Annotated in this window: 27 protein-coding genes; 9 read left to right on the top strand and 18 right to left on the bottom strand. The window is 67.9% G+C overall.

The window, feature by feature from the left end:
- Window positions 1-134: 134 nt before the first annotated feature.
- From MX571_RS00250 to MX571_RS00260, 3 genes are all read right to left on the bottom strand, one after another.
- On the bottom strand, window positions 135-1,109 hold the full coding sequence (locus MX571_RS00250) for a glycosyltransferase family 2 protein (protein ID WP_247413591.1): 975 nt from the start codon (window positions 1,107-1,109) through the stop codon (window positions 135-137).
- Between the two features lie 33 nt (window positions 1,110-1,142).
- Window positions 1,143-1,850: a class I SAM-dependent methyltransferase gene (locus MX571_RS00255; RefSeq protein WP_247413592.1), complete on the bottom strand. Its 708-nt coding sequence runs from the start codon at window positions 1,848-1,850 to the stop codon at window positions 1,143-1,145.
- Window positions 1,851-1,984: 134 nt separating this feature from the next.
- A complete protein-coding gene (locus tag MX571_RS00260) occupies window positions 1,985-2,383 on the bottom strand; it encodes a PPOX class F420-dependent oxidoreductase (RefSeq protein ID WP_247413593.1) in 399 nt (132 codons plus the stop codon).
- A 270-nt stretch (window positions 2,384-2,653) separates the two neighbouring features.
- Between MX571_RS00260 and MX571_RS00265 the strand changes: the two genes are divergently transcribed.
- The 5 genes from MX571_RS00265 to MX571_RS00285 all read left to right on the top strand — a co-directional run bounded on the left by MX571_RS00265 (window position 2,654) and on the right by MX571_RS00285 (window position 5,525).
- Window positions 2,654-2,941: a MarR family transcriptional regulator gene (locus tag MX571_RS00265; RefSeq protein ID WP_247413594.1), complete on the top strand. Its 288-nt coding sequence runs from the start codon at window positions 2,654-2,656 to the stop codon at window positions 2,939-2,941.
- Between the two features lie 41 nt (window positions 2,942-2,982).
- Window positions 2,983-3,786 (top strand): MBL fold metallo-hydrolase, encoded by an 804-nt coding sequence (locus tag MX571_RS00270; RefSeq protein WP_379750588.1) that lies wholly within the window; start codon window positions 2,983-2,985, stop codon window positions 3,784-3,786.
- A gap of 82 nt (window positions 3,787-3,868) precedes the next feature.
- Window positions 3,869-4,540 (top strand): YkgJ family cysteine cluster protein, encoded by a 672-nt coding sequence (locus MX571_RS00275; RefSeq protein WP_247413595.1) that lies wholly within the window; start codon window positions 3,869-3,871, stop codon window positions 4,538-4,540.
- 40 nt (window positions 4,541-4,580) lie between these two features.
- Window positions 4,581-4,976 carry a TRAM domain-containing protein gene (locus tag MX571_RS00280; RefSeq protein WP_247413596.1) on the top strand — a complete coding sequence of 132 codons (396 nt, stop codon included), beginning with the start codon at window positions 4,581-4,583 and terminating at the stop codon, window positions 4,974-4,976.
- Window positions 4,977-5,288: 312 nt separating this feature from the next.
- Entirely contained in the window at window positions 5,289-5,525 is a 237-nt protein-coding gene (locus MX571_RS00285; RefSeq protein WP_247413597.1) for a DUF7123 family protein, read from the top strand.
- A 77-nt stretch (window positions 5,526-5,602) separates the two neighbouring features.
- On the opposite strand, the gene MX571_RS00290 is transcribed toward MX571_RS00285, so the two are convergent.
- The 12 genes from MX571_RS00290 to MX571_RS00345 all read right to left on the bottom strand — a co-directional run bounded on the left by MX571_RS00290 (window position 5,603) and on the right by MX571_RS00345 (window position 18,323).
- Window positions 5,603-6,217: a winged helix-turn-helix transcriptional regulator gene (locus tag MX571_RS00290; RefSeq protein ID WP_247413598.1), complete on the bottom strand. Its 615-nt coding sequence runs from the start codon at window positions 6,215-6,217 to the stop codon at window positions 5,603-5,605.
- 45 nt (window positions 6,218-6,262) lie between these two features.
- On the bottom strand, window positions 6,263-7,519 hold the full coding sequence (locus MX571_RS00295) for an SPFH domain-containing protein (protein ID WP_247413599.1): 1,257 nt from the start codon (window positions 7,517-7,519) through the stop codon (window positions 6,263-6,265).
- Between the two features lie 72 nt (window positions 7,520-7,591).
- Window positions 7,592-8,200 (bottom strand): NfeD family protein, encoded by a 609-nt coding sequence (locus MX571_RS00300; protein WP_247413600.1) that lies wholly within the window; start codon window positions 8,198-8,200, stop codon window positions 7,592-7,594.
- 50 nt (window positions 8,201-8,250) lie between these two features.
- The gene (locus MX571_RS00305; protein WP_247413601.1) at window positions 8,251-8,517 is read right to left on the bottom strand and encodes a DUF7312 domain-containing protein; all 267 of its coding nucleotides are present in this window, start codon (window positions 8,515-8,517) and stop codon (window positions 8,251-8,253) included.
- An 83-nt stretch (window positions 8,518-8,600) separates the two neighbouring features.
- Window positions 8,601-10,688 carry a methionine--tRNA ligase gene (gene metG, locus MX571_RS00310; RefSeq protein ID WP_247413602.1) on the bottom strand — a complete coding sequence of 696 codons (2,088 nt, stop codon included), beginning with the start codon at window positions 10,686-10,688 and terminating at the stop codon, window positions 8,601-8,603.
- Between the two features lie 258 nt (window positions 10,689-10,946).
- Entirely contained in the window at window positions 10,947-11,624 is a 678-nt protein-coding gene (locus MX571_RS00315) for a LiaF transmembrane domain-containing protein (protein ID WP_247413603.1), read from the bottom strand.
- Window positions 11,625-11,725: 101 nt separating this feature from the next.
- A complete protein-coding gene (locus MX571_RS00320) occupies window positions 11,726-12,304 on the bottom strand; it encodes a YqaA family protein (protein ID WP_247418398.1) in 579 nt (192 codons plus the stop codon).
- Window positions 12,305-12,391: 87 nt separating this feature from the next.
- Entirely contained in the window at window positions 12,392-13,453 is a 1,062-nt protein-coding gene (mfnA, locus tag MX571_RS00325) for a tyrosine decarboxylase MfnA (protein ID WP_247413604.1), read from the bottom strand.
- A gap of 96 nt (window positions 13,454-13,549) precedes the next feature.
- On the bottom strand, window positions 13,550-14,461 hold the full coding sequence (locus tag MX571_RS00330; protein ID WP_247413605.1) for a DUF7537 family lipoprotein: 912 nt from the start codon (window positions 14,459-14,461) through the stop codon (window positions 13,550-13,552).
- 170 nt (window positions 14,462-14,631) lie between these two features.
- Entirely contained in the window at window positions 14,632-16,920 is a 2,289-nt protein-coding gene (gene ppsA, locus MX571_RS00335; protein WP_247413606.1) for a phosphoenolpyruvate synthase, read from the bottom strand.
- A gap of 156 nt (window positions 16,921-17,076) precedes the next feature.
- Entirely contained in the window at window positions 17,077-17,973 is an 897-nt protein-coding gene (locus tag MX571_RS00340) for a PhzF family phenazine biosynthesis protein (protein WP_247413607.1), read from the bottom strand.
- Window positions 17,974-18,089: 116 nt separating this feature from the next.
- Window positions 18,090-18,323, bottom strand: a complete 234-nt coding sequence (locus tag MX571_RS00345) for a hypothetical protein (protein WP_247413608.1) — start codon at window positions 18,321-18,323, stop codon at window positions 18,090-18,092.
- Window positions 18,324-18,465: 142 nt separating this feature from the next.
- Here MX571_RS00345 and MX571_RS00350 point away from each other — a divergent pair, with 142 nt between their 5' ends.
- From MX571_RS00350 to mtnP, 3 genes are all read left to right on the top strand, one after another.
- Complete coding sequence (locus MX571_RS00350) at window positions 18,466-18,858, top strand: pyridoxamine 5'-phosphate oxidase family protein (RefSeq protein ID WP_247413609.1); 393 nt, start codon at window positions 18,466-18,468, stop codon at window positions 18,856-18,858.
- A 91-nt stretch (window positions 18,859-18,949) separates the two neighbouring features.
- Window positions 18,950-19,642 (top strand): phosphoribosyltransferase, encoded by a 693-nt coding sequence (locus MX571_RS00355; protein WP_247413610.1) that lies wholly within the window; start codon window positions 18,950-18,952, stop codon window positions 19,640-19,642.
- Window positions 19,643-19,739: 97 nt separating this feature from the next.
- The gene (mtnP, locus tag MX571_RS00360) at window positions 19,740-20,588 is read left to right on the top strand and encodes an S-methyl-5'-thioadenosine phosphorylase (protein WP_247413611.1); all 849 of its coding nucleotides are present in this window, start codon (window positions 19,740-19,742) and stop codon (window positions 20,586-20,588) included.
- Window positions 20,589-20,639: 51 nt separating this feature from the next.
- On the opposite strand, the gene MX571_RS00365 is transcribed toward mtnP, so the two are convergent.
- From MX571_RS00365 to MX571_RS00375, 3 genes are read right to left on the bottom strand one after another with little or no spacing between them, the layout of a single operon-like run.
- On the bottom strand, window positions 20,640-21,794 hold the full coding sequence (locus MX571_RS00365) for a segregation and condensation protein A (protein ID WP_247413612.1): 1,155 nt from the start codon (window positions 21,792-21,794) through the stop codon (window positions 20,640-20,642).
- Window positions 21,787-25,353, bottom strand: coding sequence for a chromosome segregation protein SMC (gene smc, locus MX571_RS00370; protein WP_247413613.1), 3,567 nt, complete (start codon window positions 25,351-25,353; stop codon window positions 21,787-21,789). Before smc ends, MX571_RS00365 begins: the two co-directional genes overlap by 8 nt.
- A gap of 27 nt (window positions 25,354-25,380) precedes the next feature.
- Window positions 25,381-25,650, bottom strand: a complete 270-nt coding sequence (locus tag MX571_RS00375) for a DUF7518 family protein (protein WP_247413614.1) — start codon at window positions 25,648-25,650, stop codon at window positions 25,381-25,383.
- Between the two features lie 149 nt (window positions 25,651-25,799).
- Between MX571_RS00375 and MX571_RS00380 the strand changes: the two genes are divergently transcribed.
- Window positions 25,800-26,669 (top strand): alpha/beta fold hydrolase, encoded by an 870-nt coding sequence (locus MX571_RS00380; protein ID WP_282594442.1) that lies wholly within the window; start codon window positions 25,800-25,802, stop codon window positions 26,667-26,669.
- Window positions 26,670-26,943 lie beyond the last annotated feature (274 nt).

Genomic DNA, 26,943 nt, shown 5'->3' on the forward strand with positions numbered 1-26,943 from the left:
CGATTCTATATAAATGCATCGCAGTCGGTCGGGGAAACCGCGTGACGGCGCTTCGTGCCAACAATCGACACAGGTCCGAGGGTCACCTTATACTGACGGAGCAACCGACGGCGGCACCGGCGTCGGCTCCGGCCTCACTCCCGCCGGTCGTACATCGCCACGGCCCGGTCGCCCCGGTCGGAGAGGCCGCGGGGGTTCCGGACGGACGAGCGGTCTCGGAGGCGAGCGCCCGACCCGTCTTTCACGCCGGTCACCGCTCCCACGAGCACGTCCCGTCCGTTGGCCGCCCAGCCGGAGAACGAGGAGTCGCCGCGGACCACGTCGGTGAGCGCCCGCCCCGCGTCGCCGAGGGCGTGTCTGGTGACCCGCCAGCACGTCGAGGTGGTGCCGTAGTTCTTCGAGAGCCGGTAGGCGAGCGAGCGGTACCGCCAGTACCAGTCCTTCCGGTGTTCGCCGCCGTCGGCGGCCAGCGAGGGCTGGCGAATCTCCGCGTTCGCCTCCTCCCGGCAGACGCTCATCTCGGGGACCCACTCGACCTGCCGGTCCAGCGCCGCGAGCCGGTGGGCCGCGTCGCGCGCACCCCCGGTCAGGAGGTACTCGTCGAAGCCGTCGAGGGCGTCGAGCGCGTCGCTCGAGAACGCGACGTTCCCCCCGGAGAAGTACGTCACCTGTCGACCGCCGATGCTCCGACGCTCTGCCGTCTCGGTCGTGACGCCACCGCGGAGCGACTGGTGGACGGGGCCGGTCACCACTGCGGGCAGGTCGGGCCCGTGGCCGCTGGCGCGGTGGCCGCCCGCGATGCCACCGAAGGCCTCGCGGATGGCGTCGGCCCACCCCGCTTCGACGGTGAACACGTAGTCGAGGAAGGCGACGGCGTCGCCGGTCGCCCGTTCGGCCCCCGCGTTCCGGGCGACGTTGACGTTCCGTTCGTCGATCTCGACCAGTACGTCGACGTCCGCTCGGTCGCGGACCATCCCCGTCGTCCCGTCGACGCTGGGGCCGTTGACGACGATGGTCTCGACGTCGGGGGCGTGGTCGACGAGCGAGTCGAGGCAGCGTTGCAGATGCTCTCGGCCGTTCAACGTCGGGACGACTACCGAGAGCTTCATACTGCACCCACGCGCTCCGGAGCCATAAAAGACCTACTCGACGCTCGCGTCCCAGTAGGAGACGGATGCGAGGCGCTGGCCGAGAGGAGTGTCGCCGACCGCGATGTCCGCCTCCCGGAACGGTTCGGCGATGCGGTTGGGTATCGCGCGGTAGAACCCGTACGGGAGCAGGAAGTCGTGTTCCTCGTCGCGGAGGCGGAGGCTCGCGCCGTGGAGCAGGCGCAGCACCTCGCTCTCGGAGTAGAGCCGCGACCCCATCGGGAGCGCCCAGTTGTAGATGCTGCGCGTCGAGTAGCTGTTGAACGTGTCGAAGAACACCTGGTCGTTCGAGACGCGACACATCTCCGAGAGGAACGACGCCGGGGTGTCGGCGAGGTGGAAGAACCGCATCGCGAACACCGCGTCGAAGTAGTCATCGGGGAACGGCAGGCGCGCAGCGTCGCCGCGCATGAACTGCAGGTGGTCCGAGACGCCCGCCTGCTGGGCCTTCTTCCGGCCCTGCTGGAGCATCTCCGCAGAGATGTCCAGTCCGACGATGTCCGCGCCACGTTCTGCGAGCGTCACGGTGAACCTGCCTGTCCCGCAGGCTATCTCGAGGACACGCTTGCCGTCGAGGGGCGACAGTGCGTCGAGGACGGCACGCTGCTCCCGGTCGTCGATGAGACGTCCACCCTGGGAGAACCGCTTGGCGTCGTACTCCTCGGCCACCTCGTCGGCCTGATACCACTCCTGGCCCTTCACTACGTCAAACAACCTCGGCGGACCATAAAACGATACTGGATTGCCGAGTCCACGTGACTGTCCTCGGGAGGTGGCGAGTCGCGAGAGCGCCAGCGAGGACGCGGCGAGTCACGAGAGGTCGAGCCCGCGGCGACTCAGGAGGTGGCGACCTCGTCGGTCGAGATGTGGATGATGACCCGCGCGTTCTCCTCGTTCTCGCGGTTCGGGTACTCCTCGACGTCCATGTAGCGCTTCGCCAGGGCGTCGATGTGCTCGTCCGCTCCCTCCTCGGTCACCTCAACCACTTCGCCACGGACCGAGACGAACCGGTAGGGGTCGTCGGGGTCGACGAGGCTGACACCCACCTTCGGGTCCCGCTGGACGTTCTGCTCCTTGCGTCGTCCGCGTTCGGTGTTGACGAGCAGGTGCCCCGTCTCGGCGTCGTAGTCCACCCACACCGGCGTGACCTGCGGCGTCCCGTCCGGCATGTTGGTGGCGAAGTGTGCGAACGTCCGCTTCTCGAAGAGGTCGTGGAACTGCTCGGGAACTGCCATATCTCCGCTCCGCGCCAGACGACGATAGCAGTTGTGTCGGCGAGGGAACTCGACGGGGAGCGAGGCCCGATGCGACGCCGCGAACGAATCTCCCGTACGTCGCGCGTTGCGGTGGAGAGGCGCTCCGAACGCCGCAGTGTCGGTGTGACACGAGGCGAGAGTCCTGTCCGGCAGCGATTATATAAGGGAGTATTGATACCTTACAGAGTACGTATTGTACTGTGCCCCCTATAGCGAAGGTTTACACGGAAGATTGTCGCAAGCCGTGGTATGAGCACGCAGGTCGAAGAGCAGGTTGCAGCCGAGGAGGAAGGGGAGAGTCCGTTCACGGACTCCGAGTTCAGGGAGCGCCTTCGCGAGCTCCCGCCGAGCGCGAAGCTGGTCGCCAAGGTGCTGGAGGGGGAGGCACCGCTGTCCCAGGGGGAACTCGCGGACGAGTCGCTGCTCCCAGACCGGACCGTCCGGTACGCGCTGAACCGCCTCGCCGAGGAGGACCTCGTCGAGTCGCGCTACAGCTTCCGCGACGCGCGGAAGCAGGTGTACTTCCTCGCGACGTAACGCGAGCACCCTTTTTCACCCGTCCCGTCGCACGGTGAGTCGTGACTATCCGTAGCTACGGCATCGCCGAACTCGCCGTCGAGACCGCCGCCCCCGACGGCACGACGAACTGCTACCACGTCGACGACGACGACGCGCTCGTCGTCGACCCGGCGACGCGCGGCGACGGCCTGGAGACCCTCGTGCTGGACTCCGCCGTCGACGTCGGACACGTCGCCGTCACCCACCACCACCCGGACCACGTCGGGGCGGTGCGATGGGTCGCCGAGACGGCCGACGCGACCGTCTGGTGTCGCGCCGGACGCGAACGCCAGTTCGAGGACGCGACCGGCGTCCCCCCCGACCGGACCTTCCGCGAGGGGACGACCATCGAGACGGGCAGCGGGAGCGTGACCGTCCTCGACACGCCCGGCCACGCCCCCGAACACGTCGCGTTCTCGTTCCAGCGCTCGAACGGCGAACACCTCGTGAGCGGCGACCTCGCCGTCGCCGAGGGGAGCGTCGTCGTCGGTGCGCCCGAGGGCGACCTCCGGGCGTACCTCGGGTCGCTCCGCCGACTCCGCGCCCGGCACCCCGCGAAACTGCTCCCCGGTCACGGCCCCGCTATCGAGGACCCGCGAGCGACGCTCGCTCGACTCCTCGACCACCGACTCGACCGGGAGCGCCGGGTGCTGGCTGCCGTCGAGGACGGCGCGACGGGCGTGAGCGACGTGACCGACGCCGCCTACGAGAAGGACGTCTCGCACGTCCGTCCGCTCGCGGAGGCGACGGTCCGGGCACACCTGGAGAAACTGGCCGTCGAGCGCCGCCTCCGGTTCGACGGCGACCGGGCGACACCCTGCTGAATGCTGGGCCTCGCGACCCGAACTGTCGGCTGCGGACCGGTCGAACGCGGCGCTTTTCCCCGCCGCTCCCGGACGCCGGGACATGGAGTCACTCGAATCCGAACTCGACCGGGCGCGCGCCCTCTCGGTGAGCGACCTCGCGGACGCAATCGAGTCCATCGGCTTCGAGTGCACCCGCTGTGGCGCGTGCTGCAAGGGCTACGACGCCGACGGCGAGCGAGAACCCCACACCGCGACCGTGTTCCCCGACGAGGTGCGGACGCTCGACGACGCGACCGATACTGACTACGACTGGCGGGACATCGCCCGGCCGATGCCGTTCGGTCTGGAAGAGGGCGCGGACGGCCCCGAGGGTGAGACGTTCGAGTGGGCGCTCCAGACGGACTCCTGCGGTGACTGCACCTTCTACGCCGAGGACGACGACGGGCGCGGCGCGTGCACCGTCCACGAGGACCGACCGCTCATCTGTCGAACCTACCCGTTCAGCGTCGCGCTGGCCGGCACGAGTCAGCCGATGGGCGAAGCAGTCGACTCCGAAGGATTGGTCCGGGCCCACGAGTGCGAGGGACTGGGCCGCGACATCTCGCGGGCGGAGGCCGAGGAGCTGGCCGCGGCGCTGCAGGAGCGCGCCGTCCGCGAACTGGAGGAGGCAATCGCGGTCCGCGACGGGTACGACCCCGCCGACCCCGGACCGGGCGAGGTCGTCGTCCACGACTCCGAGGGGGCGAAACGCCCCGACGGGACACCGTGGTAAGCTCTTTAATCCCACACGGTGACGTGTTCCCCGAAGGTCTATGGAAATCTCAGAGAAACTCCTGTGTCTGTTTAGTGCGGACGTCTCCTCGGAGGGCGACCGCTATCTCGTCGAGGTACCGCGCCGCGAGATCGAAACCGGGTCGATAGAGTCGGGCCAGACCTACCGCGTCGCGCTCATCGCGACGGGCGAGGAGAGCGAGGCGGAGTCGACGACGTCGCAACCGGAGACCGCACCCGGCGAACCCCAGCCACCGGTCGAGAGCGGCGAGATTCGGTACGTCGAGGTCGAGGACCTGGGGAAACAGGGTGACGGCATCGCCCGTGTCGAACGGGGCTACGTCATCATCGTCCCCGACGCGGAGGTCGGCGAACGGGTGAAGATCGAAGTGACCGAAGTGAAGTCGAACTTCGCCGTCGGCGAGATCATCGACTAACGCGACCGGGGGACGGTCGCGCCTCGGCTGTTCGAGAGCCGGCACGGATACGTCGTGGGACGCCGTCGCGGTCGGCAGGGACAGCGGCGTCGTCGCCGCGAGCGGAAACCGGTCGTGAAAGGAGAGCCTATCCTATCGGCTCGACGACCAGTTCGAGGACAGCGTCACTCCACCTGTAGGATTTCCGTCCCGTACCATCCCGGAGGGTGAGGGGGGTCGTTACCGCCGAGAATCGGTCGGAAATCGCGTGACTGCGCGGCGTTAACCCACCGTACCAAACCCCCTTTACCGCGATAGTCCATCCGGTCGAGTATGAGTGCGAGCGCGGAGCCGACCACCACGATGAGCGAGAAACAGCGGCGCATCGCGAGCTTCCTCGAGGAGAACGCGACCACACAGACGTACTTCAAGTCGCGACTCATCGGCGACGAACTCGGGATGAGCGCGAAGGAGGTCGGCGCGAACATGCGCGCCGTCCGCGAGGCCAGCGCGCTCTCCATCGAGAAGTGGGGCTACTCCTCCGGGACGACGTGGAAGGTCACCGCGTAACCCGCGAGAGGACCGGTCCACAGCGTCGAGAATGCCCCGTCCGAAACCCATCCGTTCGAGGCGCGCTCTGGCTACGACTACGGGTCGTAGGTGAACAGCGACGCCGCGTCGTCGGCGAGTCGGGTCGCGTCGTCGCCGAACGAGTCCGCGTAGCGCACGAGTAGCGTGAGGACGATTTCGGGTCGTTCGACCGCGTAGCCGTCCTCCCGACTCAGCAGACCCGCCGTGTCGAGTTTCTTCGCGTACTTGCTCACCGTCGGTCGCGAGACGTCGAGCGCCGCGGCGAGGTCGCTGCCCGTCGCGTCCGGGTCGCGCAGGAGGGCGACGAGCATCCCGCGGGGCGTCTCCCGGCGGAGGTAGCCCAGCGCCCGCTTCTCGAACGTCGAGAAGCGGTTCGCCGGGACGTAGCGGCGGTACTCGCCGTCCTTGAACGACTCGACGGCACCGGCGTCGACCAGCCGTCGCAGGTGGTGCTGGGTCTCGCCGGTGCCGAGCGAGAGGTCGTCTCGTATCTTCGAGAAGTGTGCGCCGGGCGTCGTCGAGAGGTAGCCCGCGATGGCGTCGCGGGCGGGGCTCTCGTTGCCGGTGGCGTCCGAGAGGCGAGCGAGCGGCCCGGCCGCTCCGAGCGCCGCGAATCGTCTGAGGGTGGCGCGTTTCTCCTCGTCGACGCCACTACCCGACTCGCCAGTCACGCCTGTACGTTGTGGAGACGAGAGTAAAACCGCTTCGACCCGAAACTACTCCGACTCGGGTTCGGGTTCGCGCTCTGTGTCTTTCGATTCCGAGCCGCCGGACGAACCGGACTCGGTCGAGGCAGCGTCGGTACCAGCGGTGTTAGCCCCGGTGTCGTCGTCCGGCGTGTCCATCTCCGGTCCACCCATCTCCGCATCCATCTCGTCGATGACCTCGTTGGAGTCCTTGATGTCGGCGGTGTCGGCGCCGGACTTGATGGCCTGGGCCTCCTGTTCCATCTGCTCGACGTCCATCTCGGCGGCGTCGTCGATCTGCCCGAGAATCTCCTCGATGTCGTCGAGACCGAGCATCTCGCGGGTCTCGCTGTCGAAGTCGAGGCTGTCGAGAGCGCTGCCGTTCGTCGCCGTCGCCACGTCGCTGCCCGAGAGGTGCTTGCCGTAGCGTCCGACGAGCGACGTGAGTTCCTGCGGGAGGACGAACGTCGTGGACTCGCTGGTCCCGATGTCCGAGAGCGTCTCCATCCCCTTCTCGATGATGGCGCGTTCGCCCATCGATTCGGCGGACTTCGCGCGGAGGACGGTCGAGATGGCGTCACCCTGCGCTTCGAGGATCTGGCTCTGCTTCTCACCCTGCGCGCGGATGATGTTCGACTGCTTCTCACCCTCCGCGGACTCGACGGCGCTGCGACGTTCACCCTGCGCTTCGAGGATCATCGCACGGCGACGACGCTCGGCGGAGGTCTGCTGTTCCATCGCCTGCTGGACGTCGGCGCTCGGGTTGACCTCCCGGACCTCGACGGACTCGACGCGGACACCCCACTCGTCGGTGGGTTCGTCGAGTTCCTTCCGGATGCGGGCGTTGATCTCCTGGCGCTTGTTCAGCGTGTCGTCGAGTTCCATGTCGCCCAGCACGGCACGGAGGGTGGTCTGGGCGAGATTGGAGACGGCGCGCTTGTAGTCGTCGACCTCGAGGAACGCCTTCTTCGCGTCCATCACCTTGATGTAGACGACGGCGTCGGCGGTGACGGGCGAGTTGTCGCGCGTGATGGCCTCCTGTCGGGGCACGTCGAGCGTCTGGGTCCGCATGTCGAACGCGTACGTCCGGGAGACGAACGGCCAGACGAAGTTGATACCCGGTTCGAGGAGGGTCTGGAACTCGCCGAATCGCGTGTAGGCGCGCTTCTCGTACGCCTGCACGATCTCGATGGCGCTGTACACCGCCGCGATGGCGATGAGCAACACCACGAGTCCGACGAAGGTGAGCACCACACTCGCGCCTTGTAGCGGCACTACGGGGGACATAACTCGAACTTTGGTGAGCGCTACCAAAAACGTTCGCACTGTCACGTCGCATCGCAGTCAGGTCGGTCGCCGTCAGGCCATCTCGCGCTCGCCGTCCCGGTCGCGGTCCTCTCCGCTGCGGTCCGACGAGTGGTCACCGCCACTCGACTTGCGTTCCCGGTCGCGACGCAGTTCGCGGTCGATGGGGTCCTCGCCGATGGACTCGACCGGTTCGACGGTGATGACGTTGCCACCGCCGGGGTCGACGACCATCACCTCGGTGCCGACCGGGATGTCGCTGTCCATCGCCCGAGCGCGGTAGTACGGGTTGAAGCCGCCCGCGTCGAGTTTCACCTCGCCGTCCGTCTTCGTGACGCGTTCGGTGACCCGACCCGTCGTCCCCTTCAGCGAGTCGGAGTCGCGGGTCCGACCGCTGCCGCCGCTCCCGTACACGTCGAACTCGCGGAACGCGAAGAACGTCGCCGCGCCCGCTATCATCAGCGTCAGCGTCATCACCAGCAGGCCGAACGCCGTCGTCCCGACAACGAGGCCGACCAGACCGGCGAGGAGCAGTGCGATGCCGAGCACCACGAAGTGCGCACCCGGGAGCGCGGCCTCCGCGACGATGAGACCGGTCCCGGCGAGCAACAGCAACACCGGGACCGAGAGGCCGAATATCTCCCCGAGCTGGAGGACGTCCATAGTTCAGCCTACGGCCGGTCGCCTATTACCGCTTCCCCCGAGCGCCGCACTCAGACGACCAGGAGCGCGATGATGCCGACCATCGTCATCGCCCCGAGCACGACGAAGAAGACGTTCTCCGCGGCGACCGACTGCGGTTCCGGGTCCGCGAACTCGCCGTCGTTGCGCCCGAGGACGCCCTCGCCGGTCTGCCGTCGGTCGGCGTCAGCGTGACCGTCCACGGTGCGCTCGTCGGTGCGCTCGTCGGGCCTGTCGTCCTGCGTGGCCGTCTCGCCCACCTCGTCGGTAGCGAAGCGCCACTCGTCGTCGCTGCTCATACCCAGTAGTAGGAACCCACGTCGAAAAGCGTTGTCTGCCGAGCAGGGCCGACCGACTGGTCGGGGGCGCTCGTCGGGTCCGTCTACCGGACCTTCGTCCCGAGCGGCGAGTCGCCGTGGGTGGTCAGCAGGTCCGCCTCCTCGCCCGCCGCCAGCACCATCCCGTTGGACTCGACGCCGAACAGTTCCGCCTGCTCCATGTTGGCGACGAGGACGACGCGCGTCCCCGGCAGGGAGTCGACGTCGTGGAGCTGGCGGAGTCCCGCGACGACCTGCCGCGTCTCGACGCCGATGTCCACCGAGAGCTTCAGCAGTTTGTCCGCGCCCTCGACGGGTTCGGCGGAGACGATTTCACCGACGCGCAGGTCGAGCGCCTGGAAGTCGTCGAACGAGATGCGCTCCTCGGTCAGCGACTCGACGTCCTCGTGGACGTCCACCGTCTCGTCGGAGTTGGCCGTGTCGTCCGTCTCGTCGCGGCCCTCGGCCGCCTCCTCCTCGGCCGGTTCGACGCGCGATTCGAGCTTCTCGTTGAGTTCCTCGACGCGGTCGTCCTCTATCTTCTCGAACAGCTCCGTCGGTTCGCCGAACGACGCGGGCGGCGCGCGCAACGCGTCGTCGAGCGTCGCGTCGGCCACGGAGCCCTCTTCGTTCAACTGCGCCCAGACGCGGTCGGCCGCGCCGGGCGCGATCGGCTGGAACAGGACCGCGATGGCCTTGACGACCTGCACGCAGTCGCGGATGACCTGTGCGGCCTCCTCGGGGTCCTCGTCGGTGAGCTTCCAGGGCTCGTTGCGCTGGATGTACTCGTTACCGAACCGCGCGAGGTCCGTGGCGGCGTCGCCGACCTTTCGGACGGAGTAGTCGTTGACGCCCGCCGCGAAGTCGTCGATGGCCGACTCGATGCGGTGGCGAACGTCGTCGCTCACGTCGACCTCCGGGGTGCCCTCGTAGTTGCGCTCGGCGAACAGCAGCGAGCGGTAGACGAAGTTGCCGACGGTGCCGACGAGGTCGCTGTTGACCTTCTCCTGGAACCGCTCCCACGAGAAGTCGAGGTCCTGCTGGAACCCGCTCTGGCTGGCGAGGTAGTACCGGAGCGCGTCCGGGTCGAGGCCCTCGTCGAGGTACTCCTGCGCCCAGACGGCGCGGTTGCGCGACGTGGAGAATCCCTTGTCGCCGAGCGTGACGAACCCGCTTGCCATGACGGCGCGCGGTTCGACGTAGTCCGCGCCGTGGAGCATCGCGGGCCAGAAGACGGTGTGGTGCTGGATGATGTCCGGGCCGATGACGTGGACGATCTCGCCCGACTCCTTCCACACCTGCTCCCAGTCGTACGTGTCGCGGCCGACCCGCTCCGAGTACTCCTTCGTCGAGGCGATGTACTCGATTGGCGCGTCGACCCAGACGTACAGCACGAGGTCGGTTCCCTCCTCCGGGTAGTCGATGCCCCAGTCGAGGTCGCGGGTGATACACCAGTCCTGTAACTCGCCCTCTATCCACTCGCGGGGCTGGTTGCGGGCGTTCGAGGTGCCTTCGAGGCGGTCGATGAACCCCTGGAGGTACTCCTGGAACGCCGACAGTTCGAAGAACTTGTGGGTGCGTTCGCGGTACTCCGCGGGGTTACCGGTGACCGTCGAGACGGGGTCTTCGACCTCGCCGGGTTCGAGGTGGCGACCACACCCCTCGTCGCACTCGTCGCCGCGGGCCTTCTCCCCGCAGTACGGGCAGGTCCCCTCGACGTAGCGGTCGGGCAGCGGTTGCTCCTCGATGGGGTCCCACGCGACGAGAATCTCCTTCTCGTAGACGTAGCCGCGGTCGTCGAGCGTCCGGACGATCTCCTGCGTGAGTTCGACGTTCGACGGTTCGCGGGTGTGGCCGTAGTTCTGGAAGTCGACGTTGAACCCGTCGAACGTCTCCTCGTACTGCTCGTGGTAGCGCAGGGCGAACGCCTCGGGGTCGACGCCCTCCTGCTCGGCGTTGACCGCGATGGGCGTGCCGTGCATGTCCGACCCGCAGACGTACGCCGTCTGCTGGCCGAGTCGTCGGAGCGCGCGGGCGTAGACGTCCGCGCCGATGTTACCTCGGAGGTGACCGATGTGGAGGTCGCCGTTGGCGTACGGCAGCCCGCAGGTGACGACGGCCGTCTCCTCCGTCGGGAATGCGTCGTGGCTCATACGTGCGATGCCTCGTGCGCGGGCCTAAAGCCCGCCGATTTCGGTGGTTGGTGTGTCGTGAGTGCCATCGTTCTGGGCGATGTGCGAAGCGGTCGGCTCTCGGTGCAGAACAGCGACGACGGGTTCACGACACCGGACGACCGTATGAGGGTCCGCGGTGCCGATTCACCGGCGCAGCGACGGCTCCATCCGCATCGAACGCGTCCGCGGGAGCCGTGCTGCAGGCATGGACGAGGCTACAGCGTCGGCCTACAAAAATCAGTCGCTGACGCTCACGCCACCGAAGGCGGCGAAGCCGGTGACGACGAGGTCGACCTCGTCGTGTTCCTCCGCGCGGCGCGGGCGGTCGTCCTCGGCCGCGCCGAAGACGGGCAGCACGTCCACCTCGACGCGCCAGTCGCGCGGGACGACGACGTCGACGCCACCGAACAGCGCCGTCGCGGTGACGCGAACCGGCCGTTCGACCGGCGTCGCGTCCCGCAGGTCGAGTTCCGTCCCGCCGAACAGCGCGGTCAGGTTCGCGCCGGTGAACGCGTCGCCGGTCGCCCGGCGCTCGACGCCCCCGAACATGGCGAACGCGTCGACGTACGCGCCGTCGGACTCGGCGACGCGAGAGCGCATCCGGCCGGCGAGCACCGAGACGCCGAACAGCACCACCAGCAGCGGCCAGAACACCACGAGGTCGTCACCGGTGGCCCAGCCGAGGGCGACGACCTGCGCCGTCGCCGCGACGGCGACGACGAGAACCGGTCCGAACAGGTTCTGGAACCGACTTCGGACGAGCGCGTAGCCGCCGACGAGCACGAACAGCGAGGGAGTGTACAGGAGGAGGTCGCTCGTGTCGACCGTCCCCGTCGTGTCGGCCAGCAGGAGCAGTCCGAGGAGGATAATCGCGCCACCCAGTACAGTCTGCCCAGTTATACGTCGGACGTTCATGCTACGGATAGGACTGACGACAGGATACCCCTCTCGGCGATTCTCCGGGAGCGGGAATCGGCGACGCGCGACATCTCACGGGCCGTACAACCAATCGTGGGTTACTGCAGGAGATCACCGCTCTCCGCCGCGATGTCGATACCGAGGCCGATCAGCGCCAGCGTGACGAGCAGTCGGCCGACGCTCCCGACGAACGTGGCGACGGCGAACTTCGGGTAGTCCTCTTCGAGGACGGTGAACGCGTAGATGGAGAGCGTGTCCGGGAAGAACGGGACGCAGAGCGCCAGCGCGAGGCCGACGTAGCCCCACTTGCGGGCGATCTCGACGGTCCGGCGTTCGGACCACGCCACCACGTCGAACCGCGAGCGCTGGAGCGCGCGGGTGATGGGACCGTACTCCTTCGCCTCGTTCCCGATCTTCAGCGCGACGACGCTCCCGGCGGCCTTCCCGAGGCCACTGACGAGCATGATGATGCCGAGGGTCCCCCACTCCCCGAGCCCGAGGTTCAGCGGCGCGGCGAGGACGACCTCGCTCGGCAGCGGGAGGACGATGGCGATGAGGAACGAGTAGACGGCGATGATGACGAGCCCTGCTGGTCCGGTCGCGGTCTCGACGGCGACTTCGAGCGCCTCCAGCAGGCCGCTCTGGAGTACCTGGAAGATCGTCGTCAGCAGGGCCACGAGGTTCACAGTCGCGTCTTCGGGCGTTCGCCCGTAAGCCTTGTGAGAAACAGTAGTAGCCGCGGGCGGTCGAGTCGGCTACGTGTGTTACCCGAGGCGGTCGAGGTCCGACAGGACCGACGAGAGCGCGTCTCGCGTGACGTGTGGCATGACGACGACGCGCGCCTCGCCGCTCCCCGTCTTCGACAGCCGCCACCCCGCCTCGCGCAGGGCGTCGATGGTCGACGGGGAGAGGTCGACGGCCACCAGCGGGAGGTGCGGGTCGACCACGTCGTACCCTCGCTCGCGGAGTTCCGCGGTGAACCAGTCGGCGAGCGACTGGGCGCGGTCGTACTCCGAGCGGTAGCCGTCCGGCCACAGCTCCTCCATCGCCGCGACGGCGCTGGCGACGCCCGCTCCCGAACGGGTCCCGGTGAGCGTCACCTGTCCCGTCGATTCGAGGTACGGGGTGTCGACGGCCAGCGTGTCGAGCAGGTCGGGCGAGCGGGCGAGCAACCCGCCGGCGGGGACCACGGCCTGCCCGAGTTTGTGCGGGTCGACGGTCATCGTGTCCACGGCCGCGTCCGCGAAGTCCCACTCGTGGTCGGTGAACGGGAGCGCGAACCCGCCCCACGCGGCGTCGACGTGGAACAGGGCGTCCGCGTCGGCCGCGAGGTCGGCGAGGGCGGGGATGGGGTCGACGCGACCGTACTCGGTCGACCCGGCGACGCCGACGACGCCGACGGTGTCCTCGTCGACGAGCGCGGCCATCGCGTCGGTGTCGGCGCGATAGTCGTCGTCGAGCGGTGCTCGCCGGAGGTCGACGCTCAGCAGGTCCGCCGCCTTGGTGAACGAGAAGTGGGCGTGGTCGGGGACGACGACGTTCGGCCGGTCGACGTCGTCGCGCCTGCGGTTCCGGGCGATGCGGACCGCCTGGACGTTCGCCTCCGTCCCGCCGGAGGTGACGTAGCCGGCCGGGTCCGACAGGCGCGTAATCTCGCCGAGCAGGGCGACGGCCTCGCGTTCGAGGTCCGCGACGGCCTCGTACGTGCCGGGGTCGCCGGGGTTGGTCGCGAGGAAGCGCTCGGCCGCCGCACGCGCCGCTGGATGCGGTTCGGTGCACATCGACGACAGCACTCTCGCGAACTCCTGCGGTTCCGGCCGCTGCATAGCCGTTCTTACCGGATACGTTCGTTTATCCGTTGCGTTGTCGGACCGTCACACACCGGTGCCGAATCGTGACGCACCCGTCGCGGTGCCGGCCCGTCACGCCGGCGTCCCCGTCGGGGCGGGCGTTCCGGTGCCGACGGGGTCGTCCGTCTCGGTCGCCGCTGCGAGCGCCCGCCGCGCCCACTCCGGTTGCTCGACGGTCACGGTCCCGAGTCGCAGCACCTCGAACGACACCGAGAGGTCGTGGCGCTCCCCACGCAGTTCGTAGGTCGCCGAGACGTCCAGCGCCCGCACGACGCCGTCCTCGTCGACGACGACGGTCGAACTGTAGTTCCGGTAGTTCGAGGAGCCGGCGACGAACAGGTCCGAGTCGTTCTCGACGGCCAGTTCGTCGGCTTCGAGCGTGACGAACGTCGTCCCGTTCACCGTCTCACTGCCCGCGACCGTGAAGTTCCCGGCCCGGAGGTACCCCGCGACGGTGTTCCGCGAGACGACGCCGGTGACCGGGTCCGGTTCGCCGACGCTAGGTGCACGGACCACCTCCTGACCCTGTAGGGCGCGGAACACGCGCGTCGAGTCGTTCCCCCACGCCTGGAGTTCGAACCCTACCGCGCTGTCGGACTGGCGGAACCGGTACGGGCGGGCCCCCTCCTCCGCGACGACCTGGACGAGGTTGGTCGTCCGCGTGACCTGCGACGTGTTCGGTCCCGTCGAGACCACCACGCTCGCGTTCTGGACGCGGCGCGTCTCGAAACTGCTGGCAGCGAGCGCCTGCCGGTGAGCGTCGGCCAGCGCCGCCGCGTCGACGACGCGGCCGTCCTCGACGCCCGCCAGCGAGACCGCCTCGGTCGTCGTGGTGGCCGGTCCGGCCGTCGTCGCCGTGTCTCCGTCCGTCGCCGTCCCGTTCGTCGGCGTCGAGTCACCGCCACCGAACGAACACCCGGCGGTGAGGAGCAGGAGTGCCACCGCGATGACCGGGAGGGCACGCTGCACCTGTCGAGTACGCATGCCCCGTTCTGCGAGGTGCGCGCGCAAAAACGGAGGGGTTCGGTGCGATTCGACGACCCCGGCGGCGTCGCTCACAGTGGTGGGGGAAGCGCGACGGGCGTGAGTGCCGAGAACGTCGAATCGAACCGAGGCGAACCGAATCGAACCGAGGCGAACCGGGCTGAGTCGAGTTACCTGACGGAGTCGAGCAGCAACTGCTGTTCGACGCGCTTGACCTCGTGTTGCACGTCGCGGACGGCGTCGATGTTGGCCGAGATGGAGGAGACGCCCTCGTTGACGAGGTAGCGAATCATCTTCGGCTTCGACCCGGCCTGCCCACAGATGCTCGTGTTGACGCCGTGTTCGCGGCACGTCTCGATGGTCTCGCCGATGAGTTTGAGCACGCCGGGGTGGAGTTCGTCGAACCGGTCGGCGACGTTGCCGTTGTTCCGGTCGACGGCCAGCGTGTACTGGGTGAGGTCGTTCGTCCCGAACGAGGCGAAGTCGATGCCCGCCTCTGCCATCTCCTCGACGCAGAGGGCGCTGGCCGGCGTCTCTATCATCACACCCCACGAGCGCTTCTCGGGGTCGACGCCCGCCTCTTCGAGCAGGTTGCGGGCCTGCAGCACGTCCTCCGCGTCGTTGACGAGCGGGAACATGATCTCGACGTTGTCGTAGCCCATGTCGAACAGGCGGCGGAACGCCTCCAGTTCGTGGGCGAACACGTCCGGCGTGTCGAGCGAGCGGCGGATGCCGCGGTAGCCCAGCATCGGGTTGTGCTCCTTCGGTTCGTCCTCGCCGCCCTGCAGCTGGCGGAACTCGTCGGTCGGCGCGTCGAGCGTTCGCACGCGGACCGGCCGCGGGTAGAACTCGTCGGCGACCGTCTGGATGCCGTCGACGATCTCCTCGATGTACTCGTCCGCGCCGTGGTCGCGGATGTACCGCTCGGGCGTCATGTTCGTCGAGAGGATCATGTGCTCGACGCGGAGCAGCCCGACGCCGTCCGCGCCCGTCACGGCGGCGCGGTGGGCGGCCTCGGGAATCGAGACGTTCACCTTCACCTCCGTCGCCGTCATCGGCTTGACGGGGTTCTGCGGGCGCACGTCGTCGAGCGGGTCGGTCTCCTCCTCCTGGGAGGCGACCTCGCCCTCGCGGATGGTGCCCTTGTCGCCGTCGAGCGTGACGACCTGACCGTCCTCCAGTTCGCGGGAGGCGCTCCCCGTCCCGACGACGGCCGGGACGCCGAGTTCCCGCGAGACGATGGCGGCGTGGGAGGTCATGCCCCCTTCGTCGGTGATGATGCCCGCCGCGCGCTTCATCGCGGGCACCATGTCGGGCGTCGTCATCTCGGTGACGATGATGTCGCCCTCGCCGACCTTGTCGAGTTCGTCGAGTTTCCCGACGATGCGGACCGGACCGGAGGCGATGCCGGGACTCGCGCCGAGGCCCTTCATCAGCACCTCGTTGTCGTTCTTCGGCTGCGCCTCCTGCACGCCGCTGCCGTCCGTGGCGCTGGCGGCCTGCGACCCGGACGACTCGGAGATGGTCGTGATGGGCCGTGATTGGAGCATGTACACCTCGCCCTCGAAGATGGCCCACTCGACGTCCTGGGGCGTCCCGTAGTGGTCCTCGACCTGCCGACCGAGTTCGACCAGGCGCTCTATCTCGCTCCCCGAGAGCACCTGCTCGTTGCGTTTCTCCTCGGCGACCGCTCGCTCGATGGTCTCGCCCGTCTCGGGGTCCTTCTCCATCATGGTCTTCTTGTCGGCGATGGTGACCTCGTCGATGGCGGCCGTCTCGCGGTCGACGACGTAGTTGTCCGGCGAGACGGAGCCGCTGACGACGGCCTCGCCAAGTCCCCACGCCGCCTCGATGATGATCTCCGGGTTACCGGTCGAGGGGTGTGAGGTGAACATGACGCCGGACTTCTCGGCGTCGACCATCCGCTGGACGACGACGGCGATGTCGACGATGTCGTGGTCGAACCCCTGCTCCTCGCGGTAGTAGATGGCCCGCTGGGTGAACAGCGACGCCCAGCACTCCTTGACCCGCTGGACGAGGTCCTCGCGGGTGATGTTGAGGAACGTCTCCTGCTGCCCGGCGAAACTCGCGTCGGGCAGGTCCTCGGCCGTCGCCGAGGACCGGACCGCGACGAACGCCTCGCCGTCACCGAGGTCGTCGTACGCCGCGAGGATACCCTCGCGGATGTCCTCGGGGATCTCCGTCCCCAGGATGAGCTCCTCGGCCCGCTTCGATGCTTCGGCCAGTGCCTTCGAGTCGTCCGAGTCGACGTCGACGGCCGCGAACAGTTCCTCGTCGATACCGGTCTCCTCGATGAACGACCGATACGTACCCGCCGTCACCACGAATCCCGGGGGGACGGGCAGGCCCGCGCCCGTCAACTCGCCGAGCGACGCGCCTTTCCCACCGACGGCAGCGAGGTCGTCGGACCCCACCTCGTCGAGCCAGAGTACAGCCATTGCGTATCCGGGTCGTCAACCGATTCGCTAAAGAACCTTCCGAAGCTCCCAACCGTTTTCGACACCGTAACGCCGTGGTAGCGGGCCGCTACTCCCGATACGACGACAGTTCACGCAAGTACGAAATCGCGTAGTTTCGACGGGGTGCGGCCGGGATTAGGCGACGACGATGTCCTCGTCCTCGGGGTCGGGAATCGTCAGTTCACCGTCGAGAGAAATCGTCGCCCGACCGCCGACACGAATCTCCTCGTCGGCCTGCACGCGCACCCGTCCCGGTCGGTCGACGAAGTGGCCCTGTTCGAACGCGAGGTCGGCGAAGTCGTCCAGCGCCTCGTGTTCCCGGAGGTACGCCGTCACCGCACCGCTCGCCGTCCCCGTCACCGGGTCCTCGGGGACGCCCGCGCCCGGCGCGAACATCCGGGCGTGGAGCGTCGCGTGCGGGTCGATGGTGTCGAACGTGAACGCGTAGACGCCCGTCGCGTCGACCGTCTCGCAGAGCGACTCGACGGCCGCCATGTCCGGGTCGGCCTCCCCGAGCGCGTCGAGGTAGGTGACCGGCACGCAGAGGAACGCCAGCCCCGTCGACGCCCACCCGAGCGGCAGGTCGGACTCGAGGTCCGTCAGCGCCTCCAGGTCGACGCCGATGGCCGCCGCCACCTCCTCGTGGCTCACGTCCACCTCGTGGGTCTCCGGGGGCGCCTGCGTCATCCACACCGTCTCGTCCGCTTCCACCTCGACGTCGATGACGCCGGCGTTCGTCGCCAGCGAGTGCGTCCCGACGTCGACCCGCCCGTCCTCGTGGAGGAAGGCGTGGCTGGCGATGGTCGCGTGGCCACAGAGGCTCACCTCCGTCTCGGGCGTGAAGTAGCGAATCCCCCGGTCGGCCTCGTCGCTCTCGGTGAGGAAGGCCGTCTCGCTGGCGTCGAGTTCGCGGGCGACCGCCTGCATCTGTGCCTCGTCCAGTCCCTCGGCGTCCGGGACGAGTCCGGCGACGTTGCCCGTCAGCGGGTCCTCGGTGAACGCGTCCACGAGGAGCGCGCGTCGTGTGTCCATACGACCCCCAACTCGGGGAGGCGGTTTCAATCTCGGGGCAGGACGACGGGGACGGTGATCGAGGAAGGTGACGGGAGGGTCGTGTCTCCGCGGAGCGGTTCGCGTCGACGTCTGTGTCAGTCGTGGACGACGATATCGCCCGTATCGGGGTTGATGGCGTGGACGCAGTGCGGGTCGTCGTCGTACGTCGTCAGCGCCGCGTGGGTCCGGGCGTCCTCCTCGGCCAGCGCGAACGCGGAGGCCGACGTCGCCGACCGGACGGTCCGGGCCCAGTCGCAGTTCTCGCAGTACAGCCACGAGCGTCCAGGGTCGGCCCGACCAGCATTCTGTTCGTTGGTATCAGGTTGCATGGTAGTCATCCACGGAGGAACCGACTTGTCGTTCACGTCTACACGTGTAGACTCGGCGTTCGCGCGTCCGCCACTCGTCTGCCCTCCGTCAGACGGGCCGTCCGGGGCGAGCGTTTTGTCGGCTCGACTCCTTCACGCCCGTATGAGCGACGCCGTCCCACCCGAGGCCGAACGACTGCTCACCGGCGAACCCGTCGCCGCACATCTCGCGACCTGCACAGACGGCCGACCGCACGTCGCGCCGCTGTGGTTCCACTACGCCGACGGCGTCGTCGAACTCGTCACGACGGGGAGAAAACTGGAGAACCTCCGCGAGAACCCGCACGTCTCGCTCTCCGCCCAGCGGGCCGACGGCGGTATCCCGGAGTGGACGGTGACGCTCCTCGGGACGGCGACGGTCGTCGACGACGAGGCGGCGACGCGCGAGGCGAACCACCGCATCAACCGACGGTACGGCGTCCCCGAGGACGCCTGGGAGGACGAGAACACGCTCGTCCGGGTCGAGGTCGGGTCGGCGAGCTACCGGACGTACTGAGCGTCGCTGCCCCTCCGACCGTCCGGGAGTCGGCCGCTCCGGAGACGGCTGTAAACCCTTATGGTCGGTCGCCGGGGACTCGGGGACGGAAATGAGCGACCTCCCGGACGACTTCAACTGCACCATCACCAACTGGGACTACATCTACGACCTCTGCCGAGAGGTGAGCGAGGAGGTCAAACGCGCGGAGTTCGAGCCGGAGGTAGTCGTCGCGCTGGCCCGCGGCGGCTGGTTCGCGGGCCGGTGCATCTGCGACTTCCTGGGGCTGGACGACCTGGCGAGCCTGAAGATGGAACACTACGTCGGCGCCGCCCAGAAGTCGGGCGAACCGACCGTCCGCTACCCGATGCCCGAGGGGAGCGTCGAGGGCAAGAACGTCCTCATCATCGACGACATCGCCGACACCGGCGGCTCCATCCGCCGGGCCGAGGAGTACGTCGGGGAACGGAACCCCGGCGAGGTCCGCACCGGGACGCTCCAGTTGCTCCAGACCAGCGAGTTCGAACCCGACTTCATCGGCGAGCGCATGGAGGAGTGGACCTGGGTCGTCTACCCGTGGAACTTCATCGAGGACATGACCGACCTCGTCTCGGGCGTGATGGACCGCGACGGCGACGGGCCGTACACCCAGGACGAGATCCGTCACCTGCTCAGCGAGTACCACGACGTCGACCGCATCGGGATGGAGATCGCCCAGCCGGGTCGGATGGAGGAGGTGCTGCTGGAGATGGAGCGCCGCGACGTCCTCTCGTCGACGGTCGGCGGGTGGCGACTCGCCGACTGACCGGGGGACGCCGTCCTCTCTCGGGGACGCGAGGAGAACGGGTGGCTCGTGCGACGGTTCCCGTACTGTTTTACCGCCACACTCGGGAGTGAGAGGCATGATAGGATTCGTCGGTGGCAGCGGTATCTACGACGCGCTCGACCTCTCGAACGTCCGCGAGGAGGACGTGACGACGCCGTTCGGCGACCCGAGCGCGCCGGTCACCGTCGGCGAGATGGCTGGCACGGAGGTCGCGTTCCTCCCGCGCCACGGCCGGAACCACCAGTACAACCCGACGAACGCGCCGTACCGCGCGAACGTCCACGCGCTGAAGCAGCTGGGCGTCGACCGCATCCTCGCCAGCAACGCCGTCGGCAGCCTCCGCGAGGACCTCCCGCCGCAGTCGCTGCTCGTCCCCGACCAGATTTTCGACCGCACCTCCCACCGCCCGTACACCTTCTTCGGCGAGGGGATGGTCGTCCACATGGGCTTCGCGGACCCGTACTGCCCGCACATGGTCGACCACCTCACCGAATCGGCGAACGAGGCGACCGACGAAGGTGCGGAGAAGGGCGGCACCTACGTCTGCATCGAGGGGCCGCAGTACTCGACGCGCGCCGAGAGCGAGTTCTTCCGCCAGCAGGGCTGGGACGTCGTCGGCATGACCGCCATCCCCGAGGCGAAACTCGCCCGCGAGGCCGAGATGTGCTACGCCACCGTTACGGGCATCACCGACTACGACGTCTGGAAACAGGACGCCGAGGTCACCCTCGACGAGGTGCTGGAGAACGCCGCCGCAAACGAGACGGCCATCAAGCAGGTCGTCGAGCACGCCATCGAGCACCTCCCCGAGGAACGCGACTGCGACTGCGGCCACGCGCTCGAAGGCACCATCAACACGCCGAGCGAGGAGATTCCCGACGAGACGAAAGAGCAGGTCGACCTGCTGGCTGGCGAGTACCTGTAGGACGAATCGTCTCCGTTTTCTTCGCGCTCCTACGCGAGTTCGGCGTCGTCGTCAGTCCGCGATGGCCTCGGTCGGCGTTCCGGTCGCCGCCGGGTCCTGAATCCAGAGGTCGCCGAACAGTTCGTCCTGTTCGAGGCGAACCTGTTTCCGGTGGGCGAGGAACAACAGCGCGAGAAACGTCTCGACGCGCGCACCGCCCGAGCCCTCTATCTCGGCGAACAGCACCTCGCTGCGACCCGCGTCGTACTGCTCGCGGAGGTCGCGGTAGACGTGCTGGATGGTCGTCTCCATGTCCTCCTGGTGGGCCGTCCCCGTCACGTCGTCCGCCGTCGGTTCGTCGTCGAGGCGGAAGTCGTCGGCCATGTGGTAGTCGAGCGTCTGCGTACCTCGGCGGAAGCCCTGCGGCGAGTCGCTGGTGTCGTACGTCCGGGACTCCTTCCACCACGACCCGCGTTCTGCCTCCCGCAGTTCCCGGACGAGTTCGTCGAGCGTCTCGGGCATCCCGCGGGCGCGCTTGCGTTCGAGGCGGCGCTCCATCTCCCGGTCGAGCGCGTCGAACGGGTCGGGCTGCCAGTCCTCGTCGGCGTCCGCGGGCGGCGCGTCCCACGCCTCCTCCCACGGTTCGGGCTCGTCGGGGTCGTCGGCCTCCATCAGCGCGTCCGACTTCATCCGCAGGAGGACGCTCGCGTAGAACAGCGCGCGCCCGCCGGTCCGGATGTCGGCCTCGTCGAGGGCGTCGAGGAACGCGTCGGTGACCGCGACGATGTCGATGTCCCACGGCTCTATCTCGCCGCGGTCGGCCAGTTGGACGAGCAGTTCGACCGGTTCGACCGACTCGCCGTCCTCGTCGGTCGGGAGGTCGTCCGGCGTCTCGACCGACTCCGGGAGCGCCTCCGAGTCGGACTCGTCCGCCGACTCCTCGTCCCCGAACAGCGCCGCCGCGTCACCGCCCGACTCGCCTGGGCGCTCGCGGTCCTCGTGGCCGGCGATGTTCAGCGAGACGCCGTCGGTTATCTCCTCGCCGCCGTCGGTGTAGAACGCCTCACGGTCGTCTGGCTCATCCGCGTTGTCTCGCGAGTCGCTTCGCTCCTCGTCTCCTCGCGTGCTCCGCCCGCTCGGATGGTCCGCGGAACTCCGTTCCGCGCTACTCGACTTCTCCGCGGCCGAGCGAGTCGTCTTCGACGACTCGTCGTCCGCGCTAGTCATCGGCCGGCACCCCCTGACCGCTGAGGTCGATACCAGTCACGGCGCTCACGTTGTCGTCCATCATCGTCACGCCGATGGCACGCTCGGAGCGTTCGAGCAGCGCCGAGCGGTGCGAGACGACGATGAACTGCGCGTCGTCCGCGAGGTGGTCGACCATCTCCCCGACCGCCTCGGCGTTGGCGGCGTCGAGGAACGCGTCGACCTCGTCCAACGCGTAGAACGGCGCGGGGTTGTGCCGCTGGATGGCGAAGATGAACGCCAGCGCGGTCAGTGACTTCTCGCCGCCGCTCATCGCGTCGAGGCGCTGGACCGGCTTGTCCCGCGGTTGCGCTTTCATCGTCAGGCCACCCTCGAACGGGTCGGCCTCGTCTTCGAGGACGAGCGTCCCCGACCCGCTGGAGAGACGCTCGAAGATCTCCTCGAAGTGCTCGCGGATGGCCTCGTAGGACTCCATGAACGTCGCCTTCTTCTTCGCCTCGAACCCCTCGATGCGCTCGACGATACCGTCGCGCTCCTCGACGAGGGTCTCGCGTTTCTCCTCGAGGTCCGCGAGGTCGTCTGCCACTGCGTCGTACTCGTCGATGGCGAGCATGTTGACCGGTTCGAGCGCCTGCATCTCGCCGTCGAGCCGGGCGATCTCGGACTCGACGGTGTCGTGGTCCGGGACGTCCTCGGGGTCGTACTCCCCGACCTGCGAGGCGAGTTCGTCGACCTCCCACTCCAGTCGGTCGCGCTTCTCCTTCGCGGATTCGAGACGGGACTCGACGCGACCGAGTTTCTCCTTCGCCGCGTCGCGGGCCTCTTTCGCCTCCCGGAGGTCGGCCTTCAGGTCGTCGCGCTCGCCCTTCAGGTCGGCCAGCTCCTCCTCCAGTTCCTCGACCTGCTCCTGCTTCTCGTCGAGGACGGCCTCCTTCTCCTCGATGTCGCCCTCGAGTTCGTCGACGCGCTCCTCGGCGTCGGCCTTCCGGTTCTGGGCCGCCTCGATGTCGTCGTGGAGGTCCTCGATGGCCTCCTCGGCGTACTGCTTCTCGAGCTGGTGTTCGTTGAGCGTGCCGTCGAGGTCGTCGGTCTCCGCGTCGAGGTCCGCTATCTCCTCGCGGATCTCCTCGGCGCGTTCGGTGAGTTCTGCGACCTCGGAGTCGCGCAGTTCCGCTTCGAGGTCCGCGATCTCCGCTTCGACCTCGGCGATGGTCTCGTCCTGCGCCTCGATGTCGGCCTCCAGGTCGTCCATCTGCTCGGAGACCTCCTCGCGGTCGGCGTCGATGCTGTCGAGTTCCTCCTCCTTGCGCTCGACCGTCTCGCGGATCTCCTCGATGCGACCCTCGGTGCGCTCCATCTCGCTCTCGACCTCGCGGACCTTGTCTGCCGCGTCGGTCTGTCGGTCTCGGGCGTCGTCGAGTCGCGACTCCACGTCGCGCAGTTCCTCGCGGACGGACTTGCGCTTCTCTTCGAGTTCGTTGATGCGCTTGGCGACGCGTTCGAGTTGCCCCGCACCGGAGGAGAACGAGTACCGGGAACCCGACCGGGACCCGCCGGTCATCGCCCCGCTCTTCTCGACCAGTTCCCCCTCGACCGTGACCATCCGGAACTTCCCCATCAGGTCGCGGGCGGTCGCCATGTCCTCGACGACGAGCGTGTCGCCGACGACGTACGAGAAGATGCCCGCGTACGTCGCGTCGAAGTCGATGAGGTTGTACGCGAAGTCCACGACCCCGCTCTCGCTCGGCAGCGAGGGCAGCGAGCGCTGGTGCATCTTCGAGATGGGCAGGAACGTCGCCCGCCCCGCGTTCCGGGACTTCAGGAACTCGATGCAGCGCTGGCCGACGCCGTCGTCCTCGACGACGACGTTGGCGAGGCGCCCCCCGGCGGCGGTTTCGAGGGCGGTCGCGTGCTGCGGCGAGACGCCACCGAGTTGCCCGACCGTGCCGTGAACGCCCTGCTTGTCGGCGTTGAGGACGGTCGTCACTGCGCGGCCGTAGGAGGTGTCGCCGGACTCGCCGGCTTTCGCCTCCAGTTCGGCGTACTCCTGCTGGGCCGCGCTGACCTCGTCCTCGACCGAATCGAGGTCGTCCTGCAGTTCGTACTTCTCGGCGCGCAGGTCGTCGACGACCGACTCGATGGTCGTCTTGTTCTGCTCCGCCTTCTCCAGTTCTGCCTCGAGGTCCGCGAGGTCGGCTTCGAGGTCGGGTATCTCTGCCTCCAGTTCCTCTATCTCCTCGCGCAACTCGCGCTGTTCGTTCGAGCGCCGTCGCGCCTCGTCGAGCAGGCGGTCCTGCTCGCGCTGGAGTTCGTTCTTCTCGGCCTTCGCCTCCTCTAGCCGGTCGCGTGCGTCTGCGAGGTCGTCCTTGAGCTGTTCGTACTCGTCGTCGACCGAGGCGATGTCCGCCTCGACCGATTCGAGTTCCGCTTCCTTCTCCTGTCTGTCGGCCTTCAGCGACGCCTTCTCGACCTTGATGTTCCGAACCTTCGCGTGGAGGTCGTCGACCTGCTCCTGCTTGCGGTCGACCTTGACGAACGCCTGCCGGCGCTTGTTCTCGGCCTCCTCGATGCGCTCCTGGGCGCTCTCGATGGCGTCTTCGAGGCGAGCGATCTCACCCTTGACCTCCTCCATCTCGCGTTTGACGCGCAGTTGTTCGTCCTCGCCCGTGCGCTCGATCTCGGCGTTCAGGTCCTCGAGGTCCTCTTCGAGGCGCGTGACCGTCCCCTGCTTCTCGTCGAGTTCGCGCTGTCGCTCCTCGAGTGTCTCCTCGTCGCGCTCTATCTTCGACTCGGTCTGCTCGAGTTCGGCGCGCTTGTCCTCCAGTTCGGCGGCCTTCAGGTAGCCCTCGTACTCCTCGCGTTCCTCCTTGAGCTCCTGGTACTGGAGTGCCGTCTCGCGTTCGTCCTCCAGCTGGGCGAGACGCTCCCGTTTCTCCTCGATGCGGAGGTCGGCCTCGTCGACGCGCTCCTCGACGACCTCCAGTTCCTCCATCGCGTCGGCCTTTCGCGCGTCGAACTCCGCGACGCCCGCTATCTCGTCGATTATCTCGCGCCGAGAGCCGGCGGTCATGTTGATTATCTCGGTGACGTCGCCCTGCATCACGACGTTGTAGCCCTCCGGCGCGACGCCCGCCTGCGCGAGGAGGTCCTGGATGTCCGAGAGGTTGACCGAGCGCCCGTTGAGGTAGTAGTACGAGTAGTAGTTGTCCTCGGTCTGCTTGACGCGGCGCTTGATGGTTATCTCGTCGACGTCGCCGACGTCGTCCGTCCCGGCGGCCGTCGTCACCTGCGAGCGGGAGAGCGTCCCGTCGTCGTTGTTCAGGACGACCTCGACTGCGGCCTGGCGTTCGCCCGAGAACTCCGCGCCGTCGTCGTCGGGGTTGTAGATGAGGTCCGTGAGCTTCTCGGCGCGGATACCCGAGGTACGGGCCAGTCCCAGCGCGAACAGGACGGAGTCGATGATGTTGGACTTGCCCGAGCCGTTCGGGCCGCTGATTGTGGTGAAGTCCTCGTAGAACGGGATTCGTGTCTTCCGACCGAAGCTCTTGAAGTTGTCGAGGACGAGCTCTTTTATGTGCATTGGGGGCGCTCGTGGATGCGAACCCCGTTACGCGACGATGATTTCGTCGGTATCGGAGTCCGTACTTTCCTCCTGATTCTCCTCTGCAGAGTTGGATGTGTCGGTTACGTCTGTAGCCGTCTCGCTCCCGTCGCGCGTCGTCTGGCCCTCGATGATGTCCATCTCGGGGTCGACCTCGTCTTCGAGCGCTCGGAGTCGTTCCTTGCACTCGACGAGTTCGTCGGTGAGACCGGTGACGGAGGCTTCGAGCTGTTTGACGCGTGATTCGAGTTCTTCGACGCGATTCCCGCTACTCATGTGTTATGTCGTCTGTCCCAGACGTATAAACCTGCGTCAGACATTGACTTCCTTCGACGCGTGAACGTCGAGTGGTGTCGACGCAGCGACGGCCCGTCCGCCCTGCCGACGACGACAGGCCTTCGGGTGACGGTCCCGTACGACCGACCATGCACACGGCGTCGGTTCCCGGCCGTTCCGAGTACGTCTCCACCGGCGACTGCCGACTGCACGTCAGGGTCGCGGGGGCCGAGGACGCACCGCCGGTCGTCCTGCTCCACGGGTTCCCGGAGTTCTGGTACGGCTGGCACCGCCAGATGGACGCGCTGGCCGACGCGGGCTACCGCGTCCTCGTCCCGGACCAGCGGGGGTACAACCTCTCGGACAGGCCCGCCGAGCAGCGCGCGTACCGCGTCGAGCGTCTCGTCGACGACGTGACGGGCCTGCTCGACGCGACGGGTCACGACAGCGCCGCCGTGGTCGGTCACGACTGGGGCGCGATGGTCGCGTGGGTGCTCGCCCAGGACCACCCCGAGCGCGTCGAGCGACTCGGGATTCTCAACGTGCCCCATCCCGCCGCGTTCGAGGAGACGCTCCGGTCGAACTGGGAGCAGGTGTTCCGCTCGTGGTACGCCGGGTTCTTCCAGGTGCCGCGGCTCCCCGAACTGGCGATGCGGGCGCGCGACTACGGACTGCTGGAGCGGACGCTGACGGGCAGCAGTCACCGAGGGACGTTCTCCGAGGACGACCTGCGACGGTACCGAACGGCGTGGGGGCGCGAGGGCGCGCTGACGGGGATGCTCAACTGGTACCGCGCCAACGGCCTCGGGAGTGGGTTGTTCGACCGTGACCGACGCATCGAACCGGAGACGTTGCTGTTGTGGGGTGCCGACGACGTCGCGCTGGTCGAGGAGAACGCTCGGCGTAGTCTGGAGTACTGCGACGACGGTTCGTTGGAGGTGTTCGAGCAGGCCTCACACTGGCTGCAGCACGAGCGGTCTCGGGAAGTCTCGGAGCGACTGGTGGACTTCCTGGAGTAGCTTCTTGTCGTGAGTAGGGCGACCCCATCGGTGTGAACAGCTCGAAAGCCCTCGGACGCTCGTACTGCCGCGGACTCGCTGCGCGCGCTCCCTCTCCGCTCGGTCGCGTGCTTGCTTCGTCACCAGAATGCTCCGCGTTCTGGTTGGCTCACGAGAGCTCCGCTCTCGTAAACGCCGGGGCAGCGACGAGCGCCCTCGCCCTTTCAGTCCTACGCTGGACTCGTTCCACTCGTCCAGCGAGTTCCCCCTCGCTTCGCTCGCGGGAACGCCGGGA

This window comes from Halomarina salina (genome assembly GCF_023074835.1).
Taxonomy (GTDB): Archaea; Halobacteriota; Halobacteria; order Halobacteriales; family Haloarculaceae; genus Halomarina; species Halomarina salina.

What these genes read in the sequence shown, in the direction of transcription:
- mfnA (WP_247413604.1), bottom strand. Translation starts at nt 13,453, where the DNA reads ATGCAGCGGCCGGAACCGCAGGAGTTCGCGAGAGTGCTGTCGTCGATG.
- MX571_RS00345 (WP_247413608.1), bottom strand. Translation starts at nt 18,323, where the DNA reads ATGCAACCTGATACCAACGAACAGAATGCTGGTCGGGCCGACCCTGGA.
- MX571_RS00260 (WP_247413593.1), bottom strand. Translation starts at nt 2,383, where the DNA reads ATGGCAGTTCCCGAGCAGTTCCACGACCTCTTCGAGAAGCGGACGTTC.
- MX571_RS00330 (WP_247413605.1), bottom strand. Translation starts at nt 14,461, where the DNA reads ATGCGTACTCGACAGGTGCAGCGTGCCCTCCCGGTCATCGCGGTGGCA.
- smc (WP_247413613.1), bottom strand. Translation starts at nt 25,353, where the DNA reads ATGCACATAAAAGAGCTCGTCCTCGACAACTTCAAGAGCTTCGGTCGG.
- MX571_RS00365 (WP_247413612.1), bottom strand. Translation starts at nt 21,794, where the DNA reads ATGACTAGCGCGGACGACGAGTCGTCGAAGACGACTCGCTCGGCCGCG.
- MX571_RS00285 (WP_247413597.1), top strand. Translation starts at nt 5,289, where the DNA reads ATGAGTGCGAGCGCGGAGCCGACCACCACGATGAGCGAGAAACAGCGG.
- MX571_RS00280 (WP_247413596.1), top strand. Translation starts at nt 4,581, where the DNA reads ATGGAAATCTCAGAGAAACTCCTGTGTCTGTTTAGTGCGGACGTCTCC.
- MX571_RS00295 (WP_247413599.1), bottom strand. Translation starts at nt 7,519, where the DNA reads ATGTCCCCCGTAGTGCCGCTACAAGGCGCGAGTGTGGTGCTCACCTTC.
- MX571_RS00305 (WP_247413601.1), bottom strand. Translation starts at nt 8,517, where the DNA reads ATGAGCAGCGACGACGAGTGGCGCTTCGCTACCGACGAGGTGGGCGAG.
- MX571_RS00265 (WP_247413594.1), top strand. Translation starts at nt 2,654, where the DNA reads ATGAGCACGCAGGTCGAAGAGCAGGTTGCAGCCGAGGAGGAAGGGGAG.
- metG (WP_247413602.1), bottom strand. Translation starts at nt 10,688, where the DNA reads ATGAGCCACGACGCATTCCCGACGGAGGAGACGGCCGTCGTCACCTGC.
- MX571_RS00380 (WP_282594442.1), top strand. Translation starts at nt 25,800, where the DNA reads ATGCACACGGCGTCGGTTCCCGGCCGTTCCGAGTACGTCTCCACCGGC.
- MX571_RS00315 (WP_247413603.1), bottom strand. Translation starts at nt 11,624, where the DNA reads ATGAACGTCCGACGTATAACTGGGCAGACTGTACTGGGTGGCGCGATT.
- MX571_RS00300 (WP_247413600.1), bottom strand. Translation starts at nt 8,200, where the DNA reads ATGGACGTCCTCCAGCTCGGGGAGATATTCGGCCTCTCGGTCCCGGTG.
- MX571_RS00350 (WP_247413609.1), top strand. Translation starts at nt 18,466, where the DNA reads ATGAGCGACGCCGTCCCACCCGAGGCCGAACGACTGCTCACCGGCGAA.
- mtnP (WP_247413611.1), top strand. Translation starts at nt 19,740, where the DNA reads ATGATAGGATTCGTCGGTGGCAGCGGTATCTACGACGCGCTCGACCTC.
- ppsA (WP_247413606.1), bottom strand. Translation starts at nt 16,920, where the DNA reads ATGGCTGTACTCTGGCTCGACGAGGTGGGGTCCGACGACCTCGCTGCC.
- MX571_RS00355 (WP_247413610.1), top strand. Translation starts at nt 18,950, where the DNA reads ATGAGCGACCTCCCGGACGACTTCAACTGCACCATCACCAACTGGGAC.
- MX571_RS00340 (WP_247413607.1), bottom strand. Translation starts at nt 17,973, where the DNA reads ATGGACACACGACGCGCGCTCCTCGTGGACGCGTTCACCGAGGACCCG.
- MX571_RS00250 (WP_247413591.1), bottom strand. Translation starts at nt 1,109, where the DNA reads ATGAAGCTCTCGGTAGTCGTCCCGACGTTGAACGGCCGAGAGCATCTG.
- MX571_RS00375 (WP_247413614.1), bottom strand. Translation starts at nt 25,650, where the DNA reads ATGAGTAGCGGGAATCGCGTCGAAGAACTCGAATCACGCGTCAAACAG.
- MX571_RS00275 (WP_247413595.1), top strand. Translation starts at nt 3,869, where the DNA reads ATGGAGTCACTCGAATCCGAACTCGACCGGGCGCGCGCCCTCTCGGTG.